This window comes from Methanosarcina vacuolata Z-761 (assembly GCF_000969905.1).
Lineage (GTDB): Archaea > Halobacteriota > Methanosarcinia > Methanosarcinales > Methanosarcinaceae > Methanosarcina > Methanosarcina vacuolata.
Map to the genome: position 1 here is coordinate 1,131,933 of NZ_CP009520.1, position 21,049 is coordinate 1,152,981.

22 protein-coding genes are annotated in these 21,049 nt (G+C 40.3%); 6 read left to right on the plus strand and 16 right to left on the minus strand.

Annotated elements, in window-relative coordinates; all coding sequences use genetic code 11:
* Positions 1-46: 46 nt before the first annotated feature.
* From nifB to queC, 5 genes are all read right to left on the minus strand, one after another.
* Positions 47-1,012, minus strand: coding sequence for a nitrogenase cofactor biosynthesis protein NifB (gene nifB / locus MSVAZ_RS04865; RefSeq protein ID WP_048118725.1), 966 nt, complete (start codon positions 1,010-1,012; stop codon positions 47-49).
* Between the two features lie 325 nt (positions 1,013-1,337).
* The gene (gene queD / locus MSVAZ_RS04870; protein WP_048118728.1) at positions 1,338-1,691 is read right to left on the minus strand and encodes a 6-carboxytetrahydropterin synthase QueD; all 354 of its coding nucleotides are present in this window, start codon (positions 1,689-1,691) and stop codon (positions 1,338-1,340) included.
* A 129-nt stretch (positions 1,692-1,820) separates the two neighbouring features.
* Positions 1,821-2,597, minus strand: a complete 777-nt coding sequence (locus MSVAZ_RS04875) for a 7-carboxy-7-deazaguanine synthase QueE (protein ID WP_048118731.1) — start codon at positions 2,595-2,597, stop codon at positions 1,821-1,823.
* A complete protein-coding gene (locus MSVAZ_RS04880) occupies positions 2,597-3,157 on the minus strand; it encodes a DUF366 family protein (protein WP_048118734.1) in 561 nt (186 codons plus the stop codon). The genes MSVAZ_RS04875 and MSVAZ_RS04880 overlap by 1 nt, the downstream gene beginning before the upstream one ends.
* 126 nt (positions 3,158-3,283) lie before the next feature.
* Complete coding sequence (gene queC, locus MSVAZ_RS04885; protein WP_048118736.1) at positions 3,284-3,979, minus strand: 7-cyano-7-deazaguanine synthase QueC; 696 nt, start codon at positions 3,977-3,979, stop codon at positions 3,284-3,286.
* Positions 3,980-4,659: 680 nt separating this feature from the next.
* On the opposite strand from queC, the gene MSVAZ_RS04890 reads away from it, so the two are divergent.
* Together MSVAZ_RS04890 and MSVAZ_RS04895 are read left to right on the plus strand one after the other, a co-directional pair.
* Positions 4,660-5,160, plus strand: coding sequence for a metallophosphoesterase (locus tag MSVAZ_RS04890; RefSeq protein ID WP_048118738.1), 501 nt, complete (start codon positions 4,660-4,662; stop codon positions 5,158-5,160).
* A 324-nt stretch (positions 5,161-5,484) separates the two neighbouring features.
* Positions 5,485-5,898 (plus strand): putative zinc-binding protein, encoded by a 414-nt coding sequence (locus tag MSVAZ_RS04895; protein ID WP_048118740.1) that lies wholly within the window; start codon positions 5,485-5,487, stop codon positions 5,896-5,898.
* Between the two features lie 43 nt (positions 5,899-5,941).
* Here MSVAZ_RS04895 and MSVAZ_RS04900 read toward each other — a convergent pair whose 3' ends face one another.
* Positions 5,942-6,643, minus strand: a complete 702-nt coding sequence (locus MSVAZ_RS04900; protein ID WP_048118747.1) for a metallophosphoesterase family protein — start codon at positions 6,641-6,643, stop codon at positions 5,942-5,944.
* A 119-nt stretch (positions 6,644-6,762) separates the two neighbouring features.
* Positions 6,763-8,697, minus strand: a complete 1,935-nt coding sequence (locus tag MSVAZ_RS04905; protein WP_048118750.1) for a hydantoinase/oxoprolinase N-terminal domain-containing protein — start codon at positions 8,695-8,697, stop codon at positions 6,763-6,765.
* 419 nt (positions 8,698-9,116) lie between these two features.
* On the opposite strand from MSVAZ_RS04905, the gene MSVAZ_RS04910 reads away from it, so the two are divergent.
* Together MSVAZ_RS04910 and MSVAZ_RS04915 are read left to right on the plus strand one after the other, a co-directional pair.
* A complete protein-coding gene (locus MSVAZ_RS04910) occupies positions 9,117-9,827 on the plus strand; it encodes a class I SAM-dependent methyltransferase (RefSeq protein ID WP_048118757.1) in 711 nt (236 codons plus the stop codon).
* Between the two features lie 216 nt (positions 9,828-10,043).
* Entirely contained in the window at positions 10,044-10,406 is a 363-nt protein-coding gene (locus MSVAZ_RS04915) for a sulfite exporter TauE/SafE family protein (protein ID WP_048118760.1), read from the plus strand.
* A 220-nt stretch (positions 10,407-10,626) separates the two neighbouring features.
* On the opposite strand, the gene MSVAZ_RS04920 is transcribed toward MSVAZ_RS04915, so the two are convergent.
* The 3 genes from MSVAZ_RS04920 to MSVAZ_RS20045 form a co-directional block, all read right to left on the minus strand.
* Positions 10,627-12,378 carry a DEAD/DEAH box helicase gene (locus MSVAZ_RS04920; RefSeq protein ID WP_048118762.1) on the minus strand — a complete coding sequence of 584 codons (1,752 nt, stop codon included), beginning with the start codon at positions 12,376-12,378 and terminating at the stop codon, positions 10,627-10,629.
* Between the two features lie 660 nt (positions 12,379-13,038).
* A complete protein-coding gene (locus MSVAZ_RS04930) occupies positions 13,039-13,479 on the minus strand; it encodes a hypothetical protein (RefSeq protein ID WP_232316219.1) in 441 nt (146 codons plus the stop codon).
* Between the two features lie 119 nt (positions 13,480-13,598).
* Positions 13,599-13,757 (minus strand): hypothetical protein, encoded by a 159-nt coding sequence (locus MSVAZ_RS20045; RefSeq protein WP_156150968.1) that lies wholly within the window; start codon positions 13,755-13,757, stop codon positions 13,599-13,601.
* A gap of 84 nt (positions 13,758-13,841) precedes the next feature.
* On the opposite strand from MSVAZ_RS20045, the gene MSVAZ_RS04935 reads away from it, so the two are divergent.
* Together MSVAZ_RS04935 and MSVAZ_RS04940 are read left to right on the plus strand one after the other, a co-directional pair.
* Complete coding sequence (locus MSVAZ_RS04935) at positions 13,842-14,381, plus strand: GNAT family N-acetyltransferase (RefSeq protein WP_048118771.1); 540 nt, start codon at positions 13,842-13,844, stop codon at positions 14,379-14,381.
* 360 nt (positions 14,382-14,741) lie between these two features.
* Positions 14,742-14,993 carry a hypothetical protein gene (locus tag MSVAZ_RS04940; RefSeq protein WP_048118774.1) on the plus strand — a complete coding sequence of 84 codons (252 nt, stop codon included), beginning with the start codon at positions 14,742-14,744 and terminating at the stop codon, positions 14,991-14,993.
* Positions 14,994-15,008: 15 nt separating this feature from the next.
* Here the strand turns inward: MSVAZ_RS04940 and MSVAZ_RS04945 are convergent, their stop codons facing one another.
* From MSVAZ_RS04945 to MSVAZ_RS04970, 6 genes are read right to left on the minus strand one after another with little or no spacing between them, the layout of a single operon-like run.
* Positions 15,009-15,377 (minus strand): 4Fe-4S dicluster domain-containing protein, encoded by a 369-nt coding sequence (locus MSVAZ_RS04945; RefSeq protein WP_048118782.1) that lies wholly within the window; start codon positions 15,375-15,377, stop codon positions 15,009-15,011.
* Between the two features lie 17 nt (positions 15,378-15,394).
* Positions 15,395-16,471: a hydrogenase large subunit gene (locus MSVAZ_RS04950; RefSeq protein WP_048118783.1), complete on the minus strand. Its 1,077-nt coding sequence runs from the start codon at positions 16,469-16,471 to the stop codon at positions 15,395-15,397.
* Between the two features lie 22 nt (positions 16,472-16,493).
* Positions 16,494-16,847 carry an NADH-quinone oxidoreductase subunit C gene (locus MSVAZ_RS04955; RefSeq protein ID WP_232316220.1) on the minus strand — a complete coding sequence of 118 codons (354 nt, stop codon included), beginning with the start codon at positions 16,845-16,847 and terminating at the stop codon, positions 16,494-16,496.
* Positions 16,840-17,310 (minus strand): NADH-quinone oxidoreductase subunit B family protein, encoded by a 471-nt coding sequence (locus tag MSVAZ_RS04960; RefSeq protein ID WP_048118784.1) that lies wholly within the window; start codon positions 17,308-17,310, stop codon positions 16,840-16,842. The genes MSVAZ_RS04955 and MSVAZ_RS04960 overlap by 8 nt, the downstream gene beginning before the upstream one ends.
* Before the next feature lie 14 nt (positions 17,311-17,324).
* Entirely contained in the window at positions 17,325-18,188 is an 864-nt protein-coding gene (locus MSVAZ_RS04965; RefSeq protein WP_048118787.1) for a respiratory chain complex I subunit 1 family protein, read from the minus strand.
* Positions 18,185-20,104 (minus strand): NADH-quinone oxidoreductase subunit 5 family protein, encoded by a 1,920-nt coding sequence (locus MSVAZ_RS04970; protein ID WP_048118789.1) that lies wholly within the window; start codon positions 20,102-20,104, stop codon positions 18,185-18,187. Before MSVAZ_RS04970 ends, MSVAZ_RS04965 begins: the two co-directional genes overlap by 4 nt.
* Positions 20,105-21,049 lie beyond the last annotated feature (945 nt).

Here is a 21,049-nt window from a genome sequence, read left to right on the forward strand (position 1 = left end):
ATTACTCATGCTACTAGAGAAGTAAGGCCTTGAGTTCTTTCTCTTCTCAAGCTTCCTGCTCACCGTTTTCCTTAAGGATTTTTCTTGCTTTTTCGATATCTTCTTTTGTCTGGATTTTTATGAGCTTTCTGCGTTCTTCACTCATCTGCGACATATCCTGAGCAAGTAATCCATATGCATCAGCTCTACACTGCCTGCAATGGCGCATCTGCAAGACGTAGGGTTCACATGCCTGCTGTACAGCTTTTCTTTCCTCTGCGGTAGGCGGCTCAATGTCTGCAAAAGCTCCCTGGTTAATAAGGGGCATGATATTCATTATGTATACACCGAGTTCATTGAGTTTTCTGGCAATCTCAACCACATGTTTGTCATTAATTCCCGGGACAAGTACGGTGTTTACCTTGATAACAATGCCTGCATCGACAGCCGCTTTAACGCCCTCAAGCTGGTTCTTTATCTGGATTTTTGCGCCTTCGATTCCCCTGTAGACCTTCCCGTGATAAACTACATGATCCACGATTTTTGCCTGAATTTCGGGATCAATCGCGTTTATTGTTACCGTTAATGTTGAAACTCCTACACGCAGAATGTCCTCCAGTTTTTCGGGAAGCAAGAGCCCGTTTGTACTCATGCAAAGCGTGAGTTCAGGAAATTCGTTTTTGATCAGTTCAAAGGTTTCAAAAGTCTCTTTATTGGCCAGAGGGTCACCAGGACCTGCAATTCCGACAACCTTGATAAAGGGATAATCTGTTATAATCTGCCTTGTCTTTTCAAGGGCTTCCTGTGGAGTAAGGACCTTACTTGTAACTCCTGGGCGGCTCTCGTTTACGCAGTCAAATTCCCTTACGCAGAAATTACACTGGATATTGCATGAAGGAGCCACAGCCAGGTGAATTCTCCCGTACTTATGCTGGGCTTTCTTGTCGTAGCAGGGATGTTCGGCAATTTTTCTCAGGAGCCCTTCGTCAAATTCAGGGCGGTTTGTGTTATCTATAGGATTGTCTTCTGGCAAATGTGTTCTCCTCCGTTCAGAGTTTAGAAGTACAGCAGGACCTCAGTGCAGGGGGATTTCAGAATATTTAACCCAGTTTATGATGAACCCCTTGATATACATTGTGAATTTATCTGGAATCATGAGAATTTTTAGATGCTTCCTCCGAGTTCCTACAGTTTTAAATTTAACTCAGATATAAAAATACCTTTAATTATATAAAAGTTCAGTATGATATGATGAGCTTTAAGTGAATTTATATACATTCGGTAGATTTTTCTCAAAAATCCTGGGTAAAATGGAACTAATAATTAAATGTTATCAGGATAAACATCGTCCAATCTGATCATTCCGAGAAATTATCCATTTCGCACCATTTACCTTCCCCTTCCCATACCCTTACCTGAAGGGGAAAGCCAAATCTCTCCAGGAGCCGGGAGTGAATGTGCTGGCAGAGGTGCTCGGAACTTGGAAATTCGATGATTTCATTTAACAGGGTATGGTCATATTCTTCAAGGGTTTCCTTAATTCCCTTCTTCAGGTCGTAAAAGTCGATAACCATTCCATTTTCCCTGACTTCACCTTCTACCAGGACCTCAATTTTATAAGTGTGACCGTGTACTCTTCCGCATTTTCCATGTCCAGGAAGGTAATGGGCACTATCAATATAGTCAATAACTCCCAATCTCATTTTTGTCATCTGGTACACTCCGTTTTCAATAAATGTTTTTTCAATAAATGTTTTTTCAATAAACGTTTTTTCAAGAATTTATTCACATATGGAGTTTATTTACGTCTCAGTGCGTTCTTTGTTCTTTTTAATTCTGGTTTATAAACAACCCCACATCCTGTGAGTCTGGGGGATAACTCGTGTATCTATAATTTCAAGCAGGCTTTTCTGCAGTTCCATAATATTCTGGACGGAGGCCTGTATAGATTGCGAAGGTCGCGGATTTGTAACGTCACGTCCAATAGGGGTTTCAGGCTGGAGGATCACGCAGGATACGTAAGGAGCTATAGCTTCTACGGCCGGAGTTACAGTTTCTAATTCCGTGTTGCTATCTACAACAACCTTGCAAAAGCAATCTCTTGATTGGTTTTTTCTCAGAAGCCTGAAGCACTCTACCGTATTTTCCATGTGAGTCTCCCTAGCTTCAGACCCCATACCCCGGATTAATTTGGGAAGTTTGAAATCTCCAGACACATAAGCAACCTTTTCAGTCAGCTTTCTGGCCTGCTCAGGCAAGGTCATATTGGATTCGAGGTAAAGCGGCGAGTCCAGATTCAACTTTTCTATGAAATCCGCATGTAGGAGAGGTTCTCCTCCTGTCAGGGAAACTGAATGGAGCTTTTTGAAAGGCTTCAGCATAGATTCCAGCTGGCTGATACTCACAGGATTTTTAATTTTCTCAAAAATTCCGCTCCCTTCCACCTGCTCATAGTTACAGGTTCCGGGATTTGAAAAATCCGTATCACAGTAATTGCAATTGAGATTGCAGCCAGAAAAGCGGACAAAAGCCTGCCTTGTCCCAACATACGGACCTTCTCCCTGCACAGAACAGAAGACCTCCCTTATAGGAGCAGAAGTAAAATCCGAAGCTGCCATTATATAGCCCCCAGAGGCCTGGATTTTCTCAGGTCCTTTTCTATATCCTCAAATTCGCGGACATAGGCTTCTCCTACTGCTTTCATGAAGCTTGCAACCTGTTTATCTTCTCCTATCCCTGCATCTTTCAGATTTCCGTATACATCATGAGAGACGTTGATGCCGAAGTGGATTTTCTGGGACACTGCCGAGGTACTGGCAATCGAAACTGTCAGTTTCTTTCCATCAAGGAAAAGGTCATCTCCTTCCCGTGTTGTCCGTACCCCGAGATCTGCAAGGTATTCTCTTACAAGGGCTGTGAAAAAACGCTGCCGCGCATAGATAAGTTTCAGGTCCGTAGAATCAAAATGTTCAATAATGAAACTTACCATATCTTCGGACCAGATAGATTCATTTGCCCGTCGGTCTTCCAGGTCGATCATGTGCTCGATTTTTACGTCGCAGGCACCTCTGAAAACTACAACCGAATCTTCCTGAACTCCAAAACTGTTGTAGGCCCAGAGAGAGGAAATCTGGCTCCCGTCATAATCAAATTTCTCAGGTAAAACAATGCATTTCATAGAATTCTCTCTGCAAGTTTTTGCAAGTTTTTCTGCAAGCTTCTTCTTAATTCTTTCTTAATGTACTTTGTTGGCCGACATCCTGTCCGGTTCTGTCTATTCAGATTCCAGGCATTTCTTTTCGGCTCAAATTCCAAGTCTTTCCAGAAGAGGGTCTTTTACACCTGCATTATTAAACGCACGTGCTCTGCGCACGCAGCTCTCGCATTCTCCGCAGGGAATTTCTTCTCCGTGATAGCAGCTCCAGCTGTACTCAAGAGGAGCTTTTACTTCCAGAGCCTTTCTGACGATTTCCGTTTTCCCAAGTTCAATAAGAGGAGCCAGTATTTTTACCCCGTTTTGAGTGGAGTAGGAAAAAGCCCTGTCCATTGTCTGCACATAAGCAAGGGAATTGTCAGGGAAAGTGCCTGCTTCTTCACCGTTAAAGCCCACTACAAGGTAATCACATTCCCTGCTTTCGGCAAAGCTTCCTGCGATATTGAGCATCACCCCATTTCTATTAGGGACCCAGACAGCTTTTGCTGAAGCATCTGTGATCTCTGCAGGGGCCGCTTCGCCAATATCTTCAAAAGATAAAGATGGGACTTCAACATCCCTGTTAACGAGAGAGGTGGATGTTATTTCCGAAAGCCAGTCCAGTTTTATAACCCTATGTTCAATTCCAAAGTATTCACATACCTTTCGCGAGTACTTAATTTCCCTCTCTCTGGCCCTCTGCCCATAATCAAAAGTAATAGCCATCTCTATGTCAAAATCTTCCGCTGCGATTGCGAGCGCTGCAACTGAATCAAGCCCGCTGCTCAGGAGGGTTATAGCTTTCATATTTACTCACTAATTTAATTAATTTTAACTCGAAATTTTAACTTTCTAATTAAACTCACTATTTAAACTCAACAGGAAATTTAACTGATTATTTAGACTTAACAGGAAATTTAAGTTATTATTTTAACTTCACAGGAAATTTAGCTGATTATTTAAACTTCACAGGAAATTTAACTGATTATTTAAACTTCACAGGAAATTTAACTGATTATTTTAAGCTCAATAGGGGACTAAAATTATCATTTAAACTCAATAGGGAATTTCGTGAATTTATGATTACAAGATTTTCCAGGTTCATTGACTCAGGATTATCCAGGTATATTCTTTCAGGATTCCTGTAATATTCTTCAGGGATTATCCCAATAATATCAGCACCTCATATTTAAAAGTAGCTGTATTCTTAATGGAGGTTAAAGGTCAGCCTGTGGATTTGCATTGCTTCAGATTGATTATAGGTACAAGTGAAAAAGCATTCCGAGCGCAGGTGTAGAAACATTTCCTGTTACGGTTTAATCCTAAAGTTCCTGCTATAAACTTCGATTAAAAAGGTCTGATTATAAACACTAATTTTAAAATTTCAATTCTTGAAGACGGCTCTATAAAATCTGTTTTACCAAATTCTTTTTAGCAAACCGCACTATATATTGAATAGGGAAAGCTAGTCGAAGAGGTGGGGATACTTGATTGGAATTATTTCGGACTCACACGATAACATGAATGCTATCCGGAAAGCGGTGGAATTTTTTAATGAAAAAAAGGTAAAAACCGTGCTGCACGCCGGAGATCTCATTTCTCCGTTTACCGCAAGAGCCTTTGAGGATTTGGAGTCAAAACTTTACTTTGTATTCGGAAACAATGATGGAGATAAAGTAACACTTACGAAGCGGTTTGAAGAAATCGGAGCGATTTCCTGCGGGAACTTTGGAGATCTGACAATTGACGGACTGCATATTGCCCTTCTGCACGGGACAAATGAAGCCCTGGTCAAAGCGCTTGCCATTTCAGGGGAATTTGACGTCGTAATTCGGGGCCATACTCATGATCCAGGTGTCAAAATCATTGAAGGGGTTCCTGTGATAAATCCAGGTGAAGCTTCAGGCGTGCTTTCCGGAAAGCAAACGGTTGCCCTTCTTGAAATCGCAAACCTTAACGTTGAGATAATCCAGCTTGAGCTGGACTAATTTTACTCCTCTCTTATTTTTTAGCGTGATAATTTTTTTGGCTTTTTGGTATTTTTTGGCTTTTATGATGTTTTTTGGCTTTTTGGCATTTTTTGGTGTTTTGGGACAGGCAAACTGAGCCTGATTAGCTGGCAGTAATACCGGAAATTATATCAGCTTTCTCGCCATTCCCATTTCAATCGTTTTTGAAACAGCTCATCATTAAAGGTTCTGAAACAATTTTTCATTAAAAGTTCTGAAACATTTCTCATTAAATGTTGTATTATTCATAACGATTGTATTTCCCACTAATGTTTAGCTTTCTCATTAAAGGTTGTAATATCCATGGAATCAGCAGGAACGGAATCTATAAACTCTTTACCCGGCAAGACAGATGAAACTAAAAAAACTTCCGGAAAAAGGAAAAGTACCCTCATTTTTGCCTGCTCTGGCCTTTCTAACACCGGAAAACTTACAATGCAGGCAGCATCAGCTCTTGCTTTCAGAAGGCCTGACCTTTACAGGGCTGCGGCTGCTCACAAAGGAGTTGATGCGGTTGAAGATGCCATATCAGACGGCTTTAAGATTCTTGCCCTGGACGGCTGCTCGGACCGTTGTGCCACAAAAAAGCTCGATGAAGCCGGAATGAAAGCTGACACATATCTAATGGTTACGGAACTCGGGGTCGAGAAAACAAGACCTTCGGATGTGAAGCCTGAATATGTGGAAAAAATTGTCAGAGCTATAAAAGAAGCCTGAGCCCAACTTCCCATCATTATTTTTTAATTTCTTAAATACAGTATCAGTATCCTCGCCTGAGAATAGCTATCAATTCATCTGGATGAGGCATTCGTTCTTTGATTTTTGTGCAAACAGATTCAATGTCATAATCGAGGCGCAGGTGCTCTACTTTTCCGTTTTCGGTGTCAAAAATGGCGCAGCTTGCCCGGGGATCTCCATCCCTTGGCTGTCCGACTGAACCCGGATTTATTATTTTCAAGTTTCCGAGTTTTCTGTTCATGGGGATATGAGAGTGCCCGACAACAAGAAATTCTGCTTCCAAAGGCTCCATTGCTTCGTTAATCATATTCTGGATCTCTTCGTCAGTAGTTTCGGGCTTTATGTATTCAAACATAGAGCGAGGGCTGGCATGGGTCAGATAGAGTCTTTTTCCGTCGATTTCTTCTCTAATCAGGAGGGGGAGGTTCTGAAGGTATTCCATTCCGGATTTATCAAGGATTTCCCAGGTGTATTCCCTGGTCGCAATTGAGAGATGTTTATATTTGTATCCACACTGACAGTCTACCTTGAAAGCAACTGCATTATCATGGTTTCCTCTTATTACAGGAATTTCTTTCATGCGCAGAAGGTCAATACATTTGTCTGGATCAGGCCCATAGTCAACAATATCTCCGAGACAGATGACTCTATCATGAGGAATTTCCAGAACAGTCTCTAAAGCTTCATAATTTGCATGGATGTCGGCAATCAGCAAGATTCTCATATCTTCCACTTCTCACTTCATTCACTCTATTTTGGTTTTTTTCTATTCATTCTTAAAATTTTGTTCTTTGTTTTCCCCTTTAGATTCCTTATTTTATCTCTCTATTTTATCTCTCTATTTTATCCCTCTAAATGCAACCCACGTATTCCTATTCCCATTACCAGTAAATTGGTTTCCATAGGTGGATGGTTCCAGCCATCTGGGGAGATTGTCTTTTTCTCAACGGAAATTTCAATCTGGCTTCCGCTAAGGCCGCAGTCTTGCATGTAATCCATAGCAAGCTTTTTCCCAAGTTTGGTTGCAGTATCAAGGGCTTCTGAATACGTATCAAATTTCAGCCTGCTGCCCGGGGCAAAGACCAGGAAATCCTTATCTGGGGACATGAGGCTTGCTGGTCGTATCAGGATTTCAACTCTTTTAATACCTTTTCCCACCAGGGCTCCGACTGCGTTTCCTACCTCGGCATGTTGGGGAACGATGATTTCTGCATCAATTATTTCCTTTAGCTCTTCCCTATATGCCCGTACAGGTCCTCCAAGCAGTACAACCGGAATGTCCAGCTTGAATTTAGCAGGATAGTTTCCGTCCAGGATCTTTTCAATGGATTCGTATGGAACATCTGACAGGATATAAGACAGCAAATGAAGTGCCATGCTCCTTGCAACCCGCTTTTTTACTGCAGTACATAACTCTCCTGGGGTCATATGCATAAGTCTTGCAATCTTTTCTGCGCCTATTTGTGAGGCATCAACATCCCATTCAGTGTATTCCCCAAGTACATGCAGAGCGTCAGTAGGCGTGAACCCGATTGCCTGGACGAGGCGTTTTCGGATAAGGGAATCTAACGTCTGAGGATAGACGTCTTTTTGGAGAAGGACATTGATTTCAGGTACCGATACGGGTTCTTCCCCTATGACCTTCATTACCTCAGCTTCAGTCCTGCTTAATTCTCCGGCCTGATAACCGGATCTTACAAAAAATTTTGTGGGCTGGATGTTCTCTCCCAGATCTTCTCTGAAAGGCATGGGCGTTCTTTTGAGGTTATTCAAAAAGCTCGGGTATTTTACTGCAGCTACTGCCAGTGGGATGACTCGCCTGGGCCCAAGGAAGAGTTCCTTGTTAACGGTCCAGATATGGCTATCCCCTCCTGTAGCTGTTGTCTCCATTCTGATTGCCCGGACGCGGGTTTTCCAGCCTCCGACGACGGCTCCTTCATCGTTAAGGTCGGGAACGCCCATGCAGATTGAGGAGATATCCGTGCTTGTGCCTCCGACGTCAACAACTTCACAGGTCTTTAACCCTGAAAGGAAAGAAGCTCCTACAAGACTTGCTGCAGGGCCTGAAAAGATAGTTTCAATGGGTTTTTTCAGGGCATCTCTTATCCCCACTACCGAGCCATCGCATTTAAGCATAAGGAGCCGTGCGTTAATCCCGCGTTTCGTGATCTCTGAAATAACGGACTTCACGAACTGTCTTGTGATAGGGATGAGCTGGGCATTGAGAAAAGCCGTCACCGCCCTTTCGTAAGCTCCCAGTTCCTGGGAAAGTTCATGTCCGCAAACCGCAGGCAGACCCGTAAGTTCAAGAATCAGGTCTCTGGCCCTTATTTCATGTTCAGGATTTCTTGTGCTGAAGTAAGAAGAGATTGCAAAAGCTGAAACCTTATCCTTGACTTGCAAAGCAAATTCCTCTATAGCCTTAAGATCAAGGGCAGCGACCTCTTCTCCATTATGGTTATGCCCACCGGCAGCAAAAAGCACATGTTCGGCCGGTAACTCTTTATCAACTGGATGGTCACCTATAAGGATAAGGGCTACCGGAAAACCTGTGCCTTCAAGGATGGTATTGGTGGAAAGGGTCGTTGAGACCGAAACCAGCTTTACGTTTTCTAAATATTCAGGATTGAGCCCATCAATTACGTTTTTAATGCCTTCAAAGGGGTCGGGATAGGTAGTAAGCGCTTTATTTGAGTCTATAATCTCTCCATCCGAATCCCTTACAAGCACCGCATCAGTATAAGTGCCTCCGGCATCAATCCCAAGACTGTAATGCATATTGAGAATGGCTCCTTTTTTCTTTTTCAGGAAGTGTCTTTTGACAAATCTTTCTTTTCCTGATTCACTTTCAGGAAAAATAAATAAGAATTAAAAACTGGTTTAATAAAACAATATAGTCTTAAAGTAATAATATCTAAAAATATAAATATTTACTTATTTCATAATAATTTGAAATAATTAGGAGTTATAATTCCATAGGAAATATAAAAAAGAATCTCCAGTATATCTTGTCAGAAGTTTCTTAATATTAGCTTTGCGAAACCTTCTACTTTTCTGGCTTTACTTCTTCTTTTTATTCTTTAAAGATGTCTGGATGAAAAATTCGTGATTTTTAAGGAAAACAATTAATTACCCTCATTTCCGAGAAAAGGTAATAACTTTTCAACTCGATAACAAATAAAAAGGACCCTGGTAATATGACTCCTACGACTCCTGTAAAACCTGCCCAAAACGCCACCCCTCACCTTCCTGAGGACTTTGATTCCCGGATTTCCGGAGTTCTTCCTTATTACTCCTGTTTTCATCAGGAAACTATAAATTTCGTCAAATCCATGCCGTCAATCCCAAAAGTCTGGATGGATACCGGATGCGGAACTGGATCTCTGGTTAATAAGGCAATTGAGGAATTTCCGACTACAAAGTTTCTTTTGCTTGACCCCTCAGAAGGTATGCTAAATCAGGCAAGGAAAAAACTATCATCTTGCCCTGTTAACCGGCTGGAATTCCTGAGAGCGTCTTCTACCCAGGAATTCTCTCAGGAGATAGAGGAAAAACCGGACATTATAACTGCGATACAGTGTCATCACTATCTTAACCGTGAAGGAAGAGCAAGAGCCACTGATATGTGTTACAATCTTCTAAAAGAAGGCGGAGTTTACATTACCTTCGAGAATATCAGACCGTTAACCGAAGAGGGAATTCTTGCAGGAAAAAGATACTGGCAAAATTTCCAGTTAACTCACGGCAGGACTGAGGATGAAACTAAGGAGCACCTGAAGCGTTTTGATACCGAATATTTTCCAATAACTGTTGAAGAACACCTGGAACTCCTAAGAGAAACAGGGTTCAGAACTGTGGAGTTATTCTGGTACTCTTACATGCAGGCTGGCTTTTATTGCATCAAATAACTGATTATCTAATTCTTATTCTCCTTATTCATTTCTGATTTTTCTATTACAGGATTTAAAATCACCCCAGTTAGCTGATGAACTCCACCTTATTGATAAACAAGATAATTTTTTTATTAATGAAATGATATTAATATTCATTCAGCGTCTGTTTTTGTGACGAAAAACAGAACACGTCGAAGATTCATTGGAAACATATTTTGGCGGTAAAACTTTATGGAAGATTTAATAATTTATTTACTGATTGGTGCTGCAGCAGGTATTTTAAGTGGACTATTCGGGATTGGTGGTGGGGTTATAATTATTCCTGCACTGGTTGTTTTACAGGGATTTTCTCAAATAAAAGCCCAGGGAACTTCTCTGGTCGCACTGCTTCCGCCTGTTGGCATACTTGCATTTCTTGAATACTATAAAAGGGGAAATGTTGATTTATATGCGGGTATAATCATTTGTATTGCTATGGTTATTAGTGCAAAATTCGGAGCACAATTCGCAAATATGCTCCCGATGGATGTGTTGAGAAAGGCTTTTGGTATATTTGTTATTTTAATAGGAATAAAGACCTTTTTGGGAAAATAAGAATTCTACTCCTAAGAATATCAGTAGTTATTCAGCCTACGCAAGATTCGTCTATTAATTTTGATTTCAACGTAAATCTGAAAAATAAACTAAAAAGCCTGAGTAAAAATCCGAAGTTTGAATAAAGGATTAGGGGTAAAATTATGATCTCAGAATTTCTCAGAATTTGTCGAAATTTCTGAAACTTTGTATCCCCCGAACTCTTTAAAAAGAAATGTAATTAATACGAAGAATATTTTTTCTTCGCAGTTCGTGTATCTTTTGTATAACCTTTGCTGTTCGTATTGCGAGAGTCACTGCGAGAACCATTCCAGGAATCATTTCGAGAATAACTCCGAGAGCCGTTGCGAGTGTCACCGTGAGATTCACCAGCACTTTTTGAGCTTCTTCCCTTTGATTTCTGGGCAAGCTCTATAAAGGGTTTTCGACCTCTCTTTTTGTCTTTGAAGATTTCAAGCAGGGCTGAAGCCTGAGCAAAAGGTACAGTTACGAAGGAGAAGTGTGGGAAAATTTCCGCATCTCTTATTTTAAGGTCGTTTTCTCCGGTTTCTTCCTGCATAAACTCACATAGCTTCTCAGGGGTCATGCCATCAGCTTTCCCCATTGCGATGAAAAGCCTGGTTTTACCTTTCCGGTCGACATATGAACTTCCGGAGATCTCTGTGTACATGCTTTCATCGAACATCTCTTTGAAAGAGTACTTCAGGAGGGCAGCCAGGATCTTTTCAGCCGGGTATTCTTCAAGAAGCTTCTCACTCATCTCAAGGCAGTCGCCGTACTCTTCGGTTTTTATAGTCTCTTCGAGTTCGGCTTTTACTCTTGCCCTTTTGGCTTTTATTACATCTTTTATCTCGGGAATTCGGCCTTTTTTCATTTCGGACTTTGAAGTCTTTTTTATGTAGGTGAGCCGCCTGTATTCCGTGGATGTAACGAAAGTGATCGCAGTTCCCTGCTTTCCTGCCCTACCGGTCCTCCCTATCCTGTGTACGTAGGATTCAGGGTCCTGCGGAAGGGAATAATTGATTACATGGGTCAGATCCAGAATATCGATACCTCGAGCTGCAACGTCGGTTGCCGCGAGGATGTTTATTTTTTGCTTTCTGAACCTGTTCAGTATCTTTTCCCTTTCATTCTGGGAAAGGTCGCCGTGCAGGGCATCGGCTGCATATCCTCGGTCTCCAAGCTTCTGAGCAAGTTGGGCGGTATCGGTTTTTGTTCTGCAGAACACAAGCCCGTAGAACTCGTCTTCAATATCGATAATCCTGCACAGGGCTTCAAATTTGTCGCTTTCCTTGACTTCGAAATAAATCTGCTCGGTCAGGTTTACATCAAGGTCTTCTTTCTCAATGGCAACATGCTCATAGGTCTTCATGTATTTCTTGATGATTCCAAGGATTGGCTTTGGCATTGTAGCTGAGAAGAAAAGCATTCGCTTATCAGGCCCAGTTGCCTTTAAGATTTCCTTAATATCGTCAATGAAGCCCATATTGAGCATTTCATCAGCTTCGTCCAGTACGAAGTACGCGATGTCCTCAAGGTTCAAGCTCTTTCGCTCAAGGTGATCGATTACTCTTCCGGGGGTTCCCACGACAATATCAACTCCGCTTTTCAGCACTCTGAGTTGCTGGGTCATGGACTGTCCCCCATAAATCGGGACGATATGCAGCTTTTTGTCCCCTTTAAGGGAATTGAGTTCTTCTGAAACCTGGATTGCCAGTTCTCGAGTCGGGGTCAGGACTATCGCCTGCACCTTTCCTGATTTCTCCGGAATTTTTTCTATAATGGGGGCTCCGAAAGCCGTTGTTTTTCCGGTTCCGGTCTGAGCCTGCCCTATGATATCACATTCTCCTTTCAAAAAAAGCGGGATAACTTTTTCCTGAATTGGGGTCGGTTCTTCAAACCCTTTCTTTTTAAGGGCTTTTAACATACTGTCTGAAAGCCCTAATGCCTTAAATTTTGCTAATTTTTCCATGTACTCACTCTAATATTGACATTTTTTTACAGATCGCTCAATTTGCAGGTCTGCTGCTTACATGCTCTGCCGCATACCCGGCAGTATCCTTTGCGGAAGAGGCCATTTATTGAAACCAGTACATGATACCAGCTAAAAACAGGTAAACACGTCGTATAAATGGTTGATATTCCCCGGGAATGCGAGAAGGTGCCTAAGGACCAGGGAAATTCACAACCGAGATACATTAAACTTATACAGCAAAAATTCGATTTTCTTGGATAAGTTCCGGACGCTTTTTTGAGTTCTTCCCTGTGATACAGGCAGACGAAATTATTAGATTAAATAAGATTAAGTTAGATAACCTTTGACTTAAGTAGTACCCTGTTACCCATTCCTGTATATAACCCTTTGCAACTCCTCTAATGAGGTTTTCAATAATAAAGCTTTCTATCATCCAAAGCTTTCTATCACCAAAGAGGCCCCAGAGTCAGATGCTATTGGTTTTCAGGAAAAACCGTTTGTAGGTATCAATTACAAGTATCCATTACAAGTCTCAATTACAAGTCTCAATTACAAGTCTCAATTACAAGTCTCAATTACAATACAGGTAAAGTAGTGGCTAATGCAGATATAAGAAGTAATCAAAAGACGGAAAAATTTTCAGATACCGTCTGTTCATTAATACCAGCCGTGAAAACAAAGCTCATCGGTTAACATTTCTTTAAGAAGGTTCAGCCTCTCGATAGAATTCCTTATCTGTTCGGGTTTGTCCAGTACTTCTTCACACCCGGTTTCTTCCTGTATTGTTGTGATCCTCAAAAGCTCGGCAAAGTTAACGCACTCATCCAGAAAGCTGTTGAACAGCTTGCGGGCTTTTACAAGACCATCCGAAGTTCTGAAATCGGGCTGAACAGTTTTTTCGTACTCTGCTCTCTGTTTCATTTCTGAGACCAGGAAACGGGACTCAACGTAATCCCTTTCATCCAGAAGATCCCCGAGGTTCCTGAGATCAGTCCCTATATGCTGAGTAAAGTAAGCAATTTCAAAAGCCCATTGTTTATCAAAATTAGTTTCCGGCCCTTTATTGGAAAAAGGAACTCCATTCATCAGCCAGCTCATCTCCGATTAATATTTGCCTTTTTTCATTATTAACATCTAAGAGAAAAGAATAAAAGTTTAACGTTTAACTAATTTTTCTGGCTCTATAATGTGTTTTCTGGATTTTCTTTGGGAGTAACTCACGGAGGGCATATGTCTTTAGAGTTTGTCCTGATTAAACTCAGGACTCCTTTCTCAATCAGCTTCTTTACTGCTTTTTCATTCTCTACTTCTCCAGAAAAAGCTTTCTTTTTTGCTCTCTCATAACATCTTCCAACAAGTTTGGGACTGCCTGCCACCCTTGAAATTTAGGCCCTGGCACTTATAAGGATATGTTTTAATATTGTCATGTTGATTTTTTCTTAAAATGGGTGATGGGTAAAATGCAACTGGAATACAGTGTAAGAGGAGCCGAACTTTCGGATCTGCATAAAATTATGGTGCTTTATAAGACTGTTGCAGCCCGCTCGGGTGGAATTGCAAGACATGCCGATGAGGTCACTGAAGCTTATGTCCGAAATTTCATCGAGAGATGCCATGAGACAGGAATTATTCTGACAATTGAAGACCCTTCAAACCCTGAAGCCCTGATCGCGGAAGTTCATACCTGCAGCCCGGGTATAAGGGTTTTTTCACATCTTTTCAGCGACCTTACAATAGCCGTGCACCCCGATTATCAGGATAAAGGAATAGGATCATTACTCTTCCAAACCCTCTTGCAGGAAATTGAATTAAAACATCCCGAGATTCTCAGGATTGAACTCATTACAAAGGAAAGCAATCAAAAAGCCATAAAGCTCTACAAGAAATTTGGTTTCAGGACTGAAGGCAGACTTGAAAAGCGAATTTCAGGCAAAACTGGAGAACTGGAAGCAGACATTCCTATGGCCTGGATCCGACAGGAACGAGAACCATCATTTTAAGGAAAACAAACGAAGCTAAGCTTTCTAATTCATTGGTCATCGGTTAAGGAAGTTTCTTGCCTGAAAGTTATCTATTTTGCATTAGAAACCGACCTTAAATTTTCGCTTCTTTACATGAAATTGATACTCAGTCCCAGCTCATAAGTTCTTAAAATATTTAACAAAAGTTGTGGGGATGGACGCAGTTTATCACAATTTTTCACTTAACCAAAGACGCATGGAAGAGCCTTTTATGAGCTGATATAGGAACTAAGGTAGAGAGAAATTCTTGAAATTCAGACGAAGTACAGTAGTCAACAGAAAAACAAGAATAAGAGAGAAAAGTAACAATCAGTAGAAAAATGGGAAATCAAGAGAAAAATGGGAAATCAAGAGAAAAATGGGAAATCAAGAGAAAAATGGGAAATCAAGAGAAAAATGGGAATCAAGAAAAAATGGGAAATCAAGAGAAAAACAGAAATTAAGAAAAAAATGTTTTTTCTGACTGAGTGGCTTTTGGGAACCCCATTCAAGGATTCCCTTAACTGCCATATTAGACCGGAGAGTATTCAGTATTGTTTTTCAGGCATAATATTTAAAAAATTAAAAAAAGCAGTATCAAAAAAGAATTAATTTAAAAATTAGTTCTTATTTTGAAGATGCTTCTTTTGGAGCTTTTGGCTTGTCTACTATTGGAACCGCTATCTTAATAAATTCCTTAGCACCAGTCTTTGCTCTTTCATTAGAGATTGATATACAGTCTTTAGGGCAGCCGTTAACGCATTCAGTGCACATAATGCATCTAAATACATTGAGTTCCCATGTTTTGTTGGCCTTAGTAACTGTTATTGCATCAGGTGGACATTTCTTTTGACATAATCCGCACAGAATACAGTTATCAGGGTTAAAAACAATTCTTCCTTTGAACTCCTTAAAAGGTGCCCTCACCTCGAAGGGGTAAAGTCTGGTAGCAGGTTTACGAGAAATATTTGCTATTACAAGGTTTAACATGCCCATTAATATCACCCTTCTTTTTATCTTTCAGTGCAGCTAATGCAGGGGTCTATAGTAAGTACAACTATAGGCACATCAGCGAGTTTGACGCCTGGCAGCATAAGTAACAGTGAAGGTATGTTTGCAAAGGTAGGTGTCCTTACTTTAAGTCTCTCCAGGTTTTTGGTACCATTGCCTTTCACATAGTATACAACTTCACCTCTGGGCTGCTCTGATCTCATAACCGCTTCACCGGTAGGGAAACCCTTTACACGTGTTGCAATCTCACCTTCAGGCAGCTTGGAGATAGCATTTCTTACCAGTTTGATAGCCTCGTATATCTCATCTATCCTTACTTTAGTTCTGCCGTAACAATCTCCTTCACTTGCAGTGGCTGCCTTAAAACCGAGATCCTTGTATATGTCCCAGTCTTCTGTATTTCTTACGTCAATAGCGTTTCCGCTTCCTCTAAGTGTAGGCCCAGCAGTTCCTGCCTCATATGCAAGCTGCTTTGACATTACACCCAGTCCCACAAGTCTTTTCTTTACGGTGTAGTTGTTTACAAACACCTTTTCTATATTTTTGACTTTGGGTTCCAGGTCATCAAGGGTCTTCAGGATCTGATCAATCTGTTCTTTAGTCAAATCTCTGGAAGCTCCTCCGACTTTGGACATCGAGTGTATAACTCTGTTTCCAGTGAATCTCTCTAATAGATCCAGTACGTCTTCTCTGTACTTCCAGCATTCATAAAAGAGACTTTCAAATCCGAAACCATCTGCGAACAGGCCAAGCCAGAGAAGGTGACTGTGAATTCTGCAGAGTTCACTATTTATTACTCTTAAATACTGAGCTCTTTCAGGGACTTCAACATCGAATAGTTTCTCGACTGCCCTTGAATAAGTTATACCATGGATGCCACTGCAGATTCCACAGATTCTTTCGCAAATGTACATCGTTTGATTGTAGTCCTTTGTGTCTATGAATTTCTCAAGCCCTCTGTGTACATAGCCCAGTGAGGGAAGTACTCCAACAACAACCTCGTTGTCAATCTCGAGTTTTAAAGAAACTGGCTCGGGTAAAACGGGATGCTGAGGACCAAATGGTATTACGGTTGTCATGTGATTCTCCTCTCAAACTGCTTTAAGCCAAGGGAGTTTTTGGACTGTTTGGCGTTAAGTAAAGGTGGCCCTTGTAGTCGATTGCTAAACCTTCGAAAGTCAATCCGAAAAGATCCTGGTACTCGTTCTCGATCAAAAGTGCACATAGGTAAATGCCTGACACACTCTTGGGTTTCTCACCTGGTTTCACAAAGTACCTCAGATGCTTTAGTTTGTCGTCTTTCTCGAAGATGTATATCAACTCGTGGCCTTCGTTAGCTTTCAGGCATATCATAGTAACATATCGATAGCCATCACTTTTCAAACCCTCAACAGCTTTTAGCACTTCTGGCATGCTTTTAATTTCTGTTATATTTGGAATCACATTATCAAGCATTCGATGGCACCTCGTTTCCTTTCAATTTTACTTCCTTTCCTCTGATATTCCCTTTCTTCTTTTCTTCAAGTATTGAAAGTGCTGCTACTACGCCGTCAAGTATGGCTTCAGGCCTTGGGCAGCATCCGGGAACATATGCATCTACAGGTATGACCTGGTCTACTCCACCTATCACATTATAGCAATCATGGAATATCCCACCTGTAGATGCACAGGCGCCTACAGCTAAAACGACTTTTGGATCAGGGATCTGGTTGTAAATGTTTTTAAGCACATTTACACTCTTGTAATTCACAGAGCCTGTAACCACCATTATATCAGCTTGCTTGGGAGTGCCGATGTTTAAAACACCAAATCTTTCAGCATCATATAGAGGAGTAAGACAGGCCACTACTTCAATATCACAGCCATTGCAACTGTTCACGTTTACATGTATGATCCATGGGGATTTTGCCAAACTCATAAGTGTCCCTCTTTTTAAGCTAATTTGACTCCGCTAACGTACAGGAATGCTATGTTCACAATCGAAATTATTAGCAGGACTGTCCAGCTCAGTTTGAGCATCCACTGCCAGTATACTCTTGCAGTAATGTTATCTATAACAATTATAAGCAAGTAAGCAATGATGCCTAAAAGCACACCTATTATTGGGTTTGATGCCCAGAATAAGAATATGAGTCCTGTTAAAAACACATATTCATAGAAGTGTGCAATCTCGATGGTGGCAAACCCTGGCCCTCCATATTCGGTTGTCATACCTTTAACCAGCTCCTGGTGACCATGGTGAGAGGTTGAGTAGTCAAAGGGAGACTTTTTCAATTTTATATTTAGGACAACTATCATTGCTATGAATATAAGAGGCGTATACATTAGCAGAGGGGATGACGCATCTAACAGCGCAGATAGTTTGAAAGTGCCGGTAAGCAAGTAGATTGCAAGAGCATATAAAATTAAAACTGGTTCATAGGACAGTATGGCCATTATTTCTCTTGAACTTCCTACTCTAGCGTACGGAGAACCAGTGCTCATTCCTCCTACAATTAGAGCTACCGAAGCTACTGTGTAGACGAATATTATCATCAGAAAGTCTTGTTTGAAAACTAACATAAAAAGACTCAAAATGATAAAGACGAGGTACACGATTACGTAAAAGTTTTGAGATGAATTTACAACCATGTTGTCTTTGCTGAGGAGCTTCTTAACATCATAGTATGGCTGCAAAAGAGGAGGACCTACTCTACCCTGCAGTCTTGCAGTGATTTTCCTGTCTACTCCTGAGGCTAAACAGCCGATGATAGGAGCAACAATTAAGACAAGAATAATTGTTAGAATCTCATTCATAATCCTACTCCTCCTGCTAATGCAATTACAATCAGAATTATGGAAATTGCATATCCAAATGTTGTAAGTTTACTTTCTCCAAAAATATTCTGGAGATAGATGTTGGAAACGCTGCTTTTTTCGTAGCTGCAAAGTCCATTTCTGAACATTAATCTGTCCCTTTCAAGGTTGTTTTCTCCACACATATAGTAGCTAGACATACGAGGAGTAAACATGTTTTTGGTAGCAAGATATATCAGAATAGCCAGAGCAAGCACTGCGAATATTGCTGCGTAAGTAAAGGCCCCTATTTCAGAGGCAAATTGCCCAGCCTGTCCTGTAACATTAGGAGCATTTCCGAGTAGAATTGCGACCTGGGGTTTAATTAAGTAATCATATATTGAAAATATAAAGATACTTGTACCTATTATGGATAATCCAAGAACTGATAGTGGGAAATATGTTTCCAGTTTTTTATGGGGAACTGCATTTTTATCCATGCTGGATGATAAGATTGTTCCAAGCCACTTAGAGTAATAAACTGTAGTGAGTGCACTTCCGAGTACTAGGAATACTATCACAACAGGGTTGTTTGAAGCAGCTTCCATTGATACCCATTTTGTGAGCAATACTCCGAAAGGAGGTAACAGCATGGACACCATTCCCAGAGCTGCAATGGAGGTGAGAAGAGGAGCCTTATTTATTAATCCTGACATGTCCTCTATATCTCTGCTTCCTATGGTGTGCTCAATTTCACCTGTGCACAGGAATAAGAGACCTTTTGATATAGCGTGGAACAGAATAAGCATCATCGAAGCAGCTACAGCCAGAGGTGTGCCTATCCCGGCGCTTGCGATAATTAATCCTAAATTTGCAATAGTTGAATAAGCAAGCACTCTTTTAGCGTTTCTTTGAGATAAGGCTAAAGCTGAGCAGATAACGAAAGTAAAGCTACCGTAAACTGCAATAGCTGTTCCGAGAGAGGTATTAGCAAAAGCTGGTACAAGCTTGACAATTAAAAACACACCTGCATTTACCATCGTGCTTGAGTGCAGTAAAGCAGAAACAGGAGTCGGAGCTACCATTGCACCTAAGAGCCAGCTATGGAAGGGCATCTGAGCAGATTTCGCAAAGCCTCCAATACAGAGTAAAGCAACAGGAAGTGCTAAAGCGGCCAGCGCTACTGCATCAGTTCCAGCGTAAGTTGCAATCCCGGTAAGGGAACTTATATCATATTTAGTTGCAAGCAGAATTATGCCTACAGACATAGCAACTCCGCCGACCAGGTTTAAGGCCAGAGCCCTGAAACCGTTGTTTATTCCTTCTTCATCCATGTTATATGAGATCAACACGAATGAACACAGAGTTGTTAGTTCCCAGAAAAGATACAGCCAGCCTAATGTGTCAGACATTACCAGGCCATTCATGGCTGCCAGGAAGAAGCTCATTGTAAAGTAAAATATTCTTTGCCTATTAAGATGTCTGTGCTCTTCATACTGATCCATGTATCCAGTTGCGAATAATATAATCGCTGTACCGACTATATTCACAATTAATATCATGAGCTGAGACAATTGATCAATATTAAAAGAAGCACTTTCAGCACCTGGAACATTGGCATAAGTGTAAGCAAATAAGGCTGCTGAAATTATTCCAAGTCCAAGTGTAGGCCAGTTTTTATATTTTGCTGATATAGCAAGAATAAATAGTATTACCACTACTTCGAGTACAAGGACAATGTTTTCAAACATTGCGAAATTTGGTTCTTCAACCGAAACTACTCCAGTACCGCCTAATACCAAACTAACTGATAAAACTACTCCAATTATGAAAAAAGCCCAAGCCAAGTACTTGTATAGCGATTTGGGAAGGGCTACAAATAATAACGAAAACAGTAGGGGTACTATAATTAATAGCATAACGGTGTTTTCTATCATACAGCGTATCCTCCGATCTATTAATCCTCCGATCTGTTATTCTCAACTTATAATGCTAGAATTTATGCAGCTGAAAAACAGAATCCAATATTTGGGACGTTTTTATAACCTATTTTCTATATACCCGAATGACTTAGTATATTGATTTCCCAGTTCAACTGCGCAATTCCTGAGTATATAAGAATATGGACTAATATTCCACAAATATTATAGTATTCTTATATCAAAATTACAAGAAATAATAATCTGCGAATAATGTCGATATAAATTCGACATGTTGCCAATTCTTAATATAACAAAGGCATATTTAAAGATAGTGATTTTCTTTTTACTTTTATATTACTAACGAGAATAATGGACAAAATAGCCCCCAAATATTGTTTTTTTTCTTGTTTACATTCTCGTTATGAAAATTATTGAGTGCCAATAGATACTACCAAAGAGTTCCAGTACTACTTAAGTAGTATAAATTAGCATGAACAAAGCTATATTTAAATATACTGATTTTAATTTACTTTTTTATTGCTCCTGAAACTCATTTATCGAATAACCTGTGAAAATCACAGTTTTAAATTAAAACATCAAAATAAACGATAAATAATAATATCAAATTATTACAATAATTAATATAACAAGGTGATATTTAAAGAAAGTGATTTTAACTTTCTATTTATATTAATCTTGATATTTCTAATATATTAATTTTCTTATATTTTTTATAATAATTTTAGGTCGTGGGTTTGAATCATTGAAAACCGAAAGTGAGAGAATCTCCCAAGATATTCATCAAATACGAGAGATGTACTCGCTTTTTCGAAATTGATCTATAATTCAGGGACACGACCTAATTTTAATATGTTTTTTAAATAAATTGCATTATGTACGGAAAGAGAAAATTGAACTGTAATACTTGGATAATTATACTGTAATAAATGGATAATTACA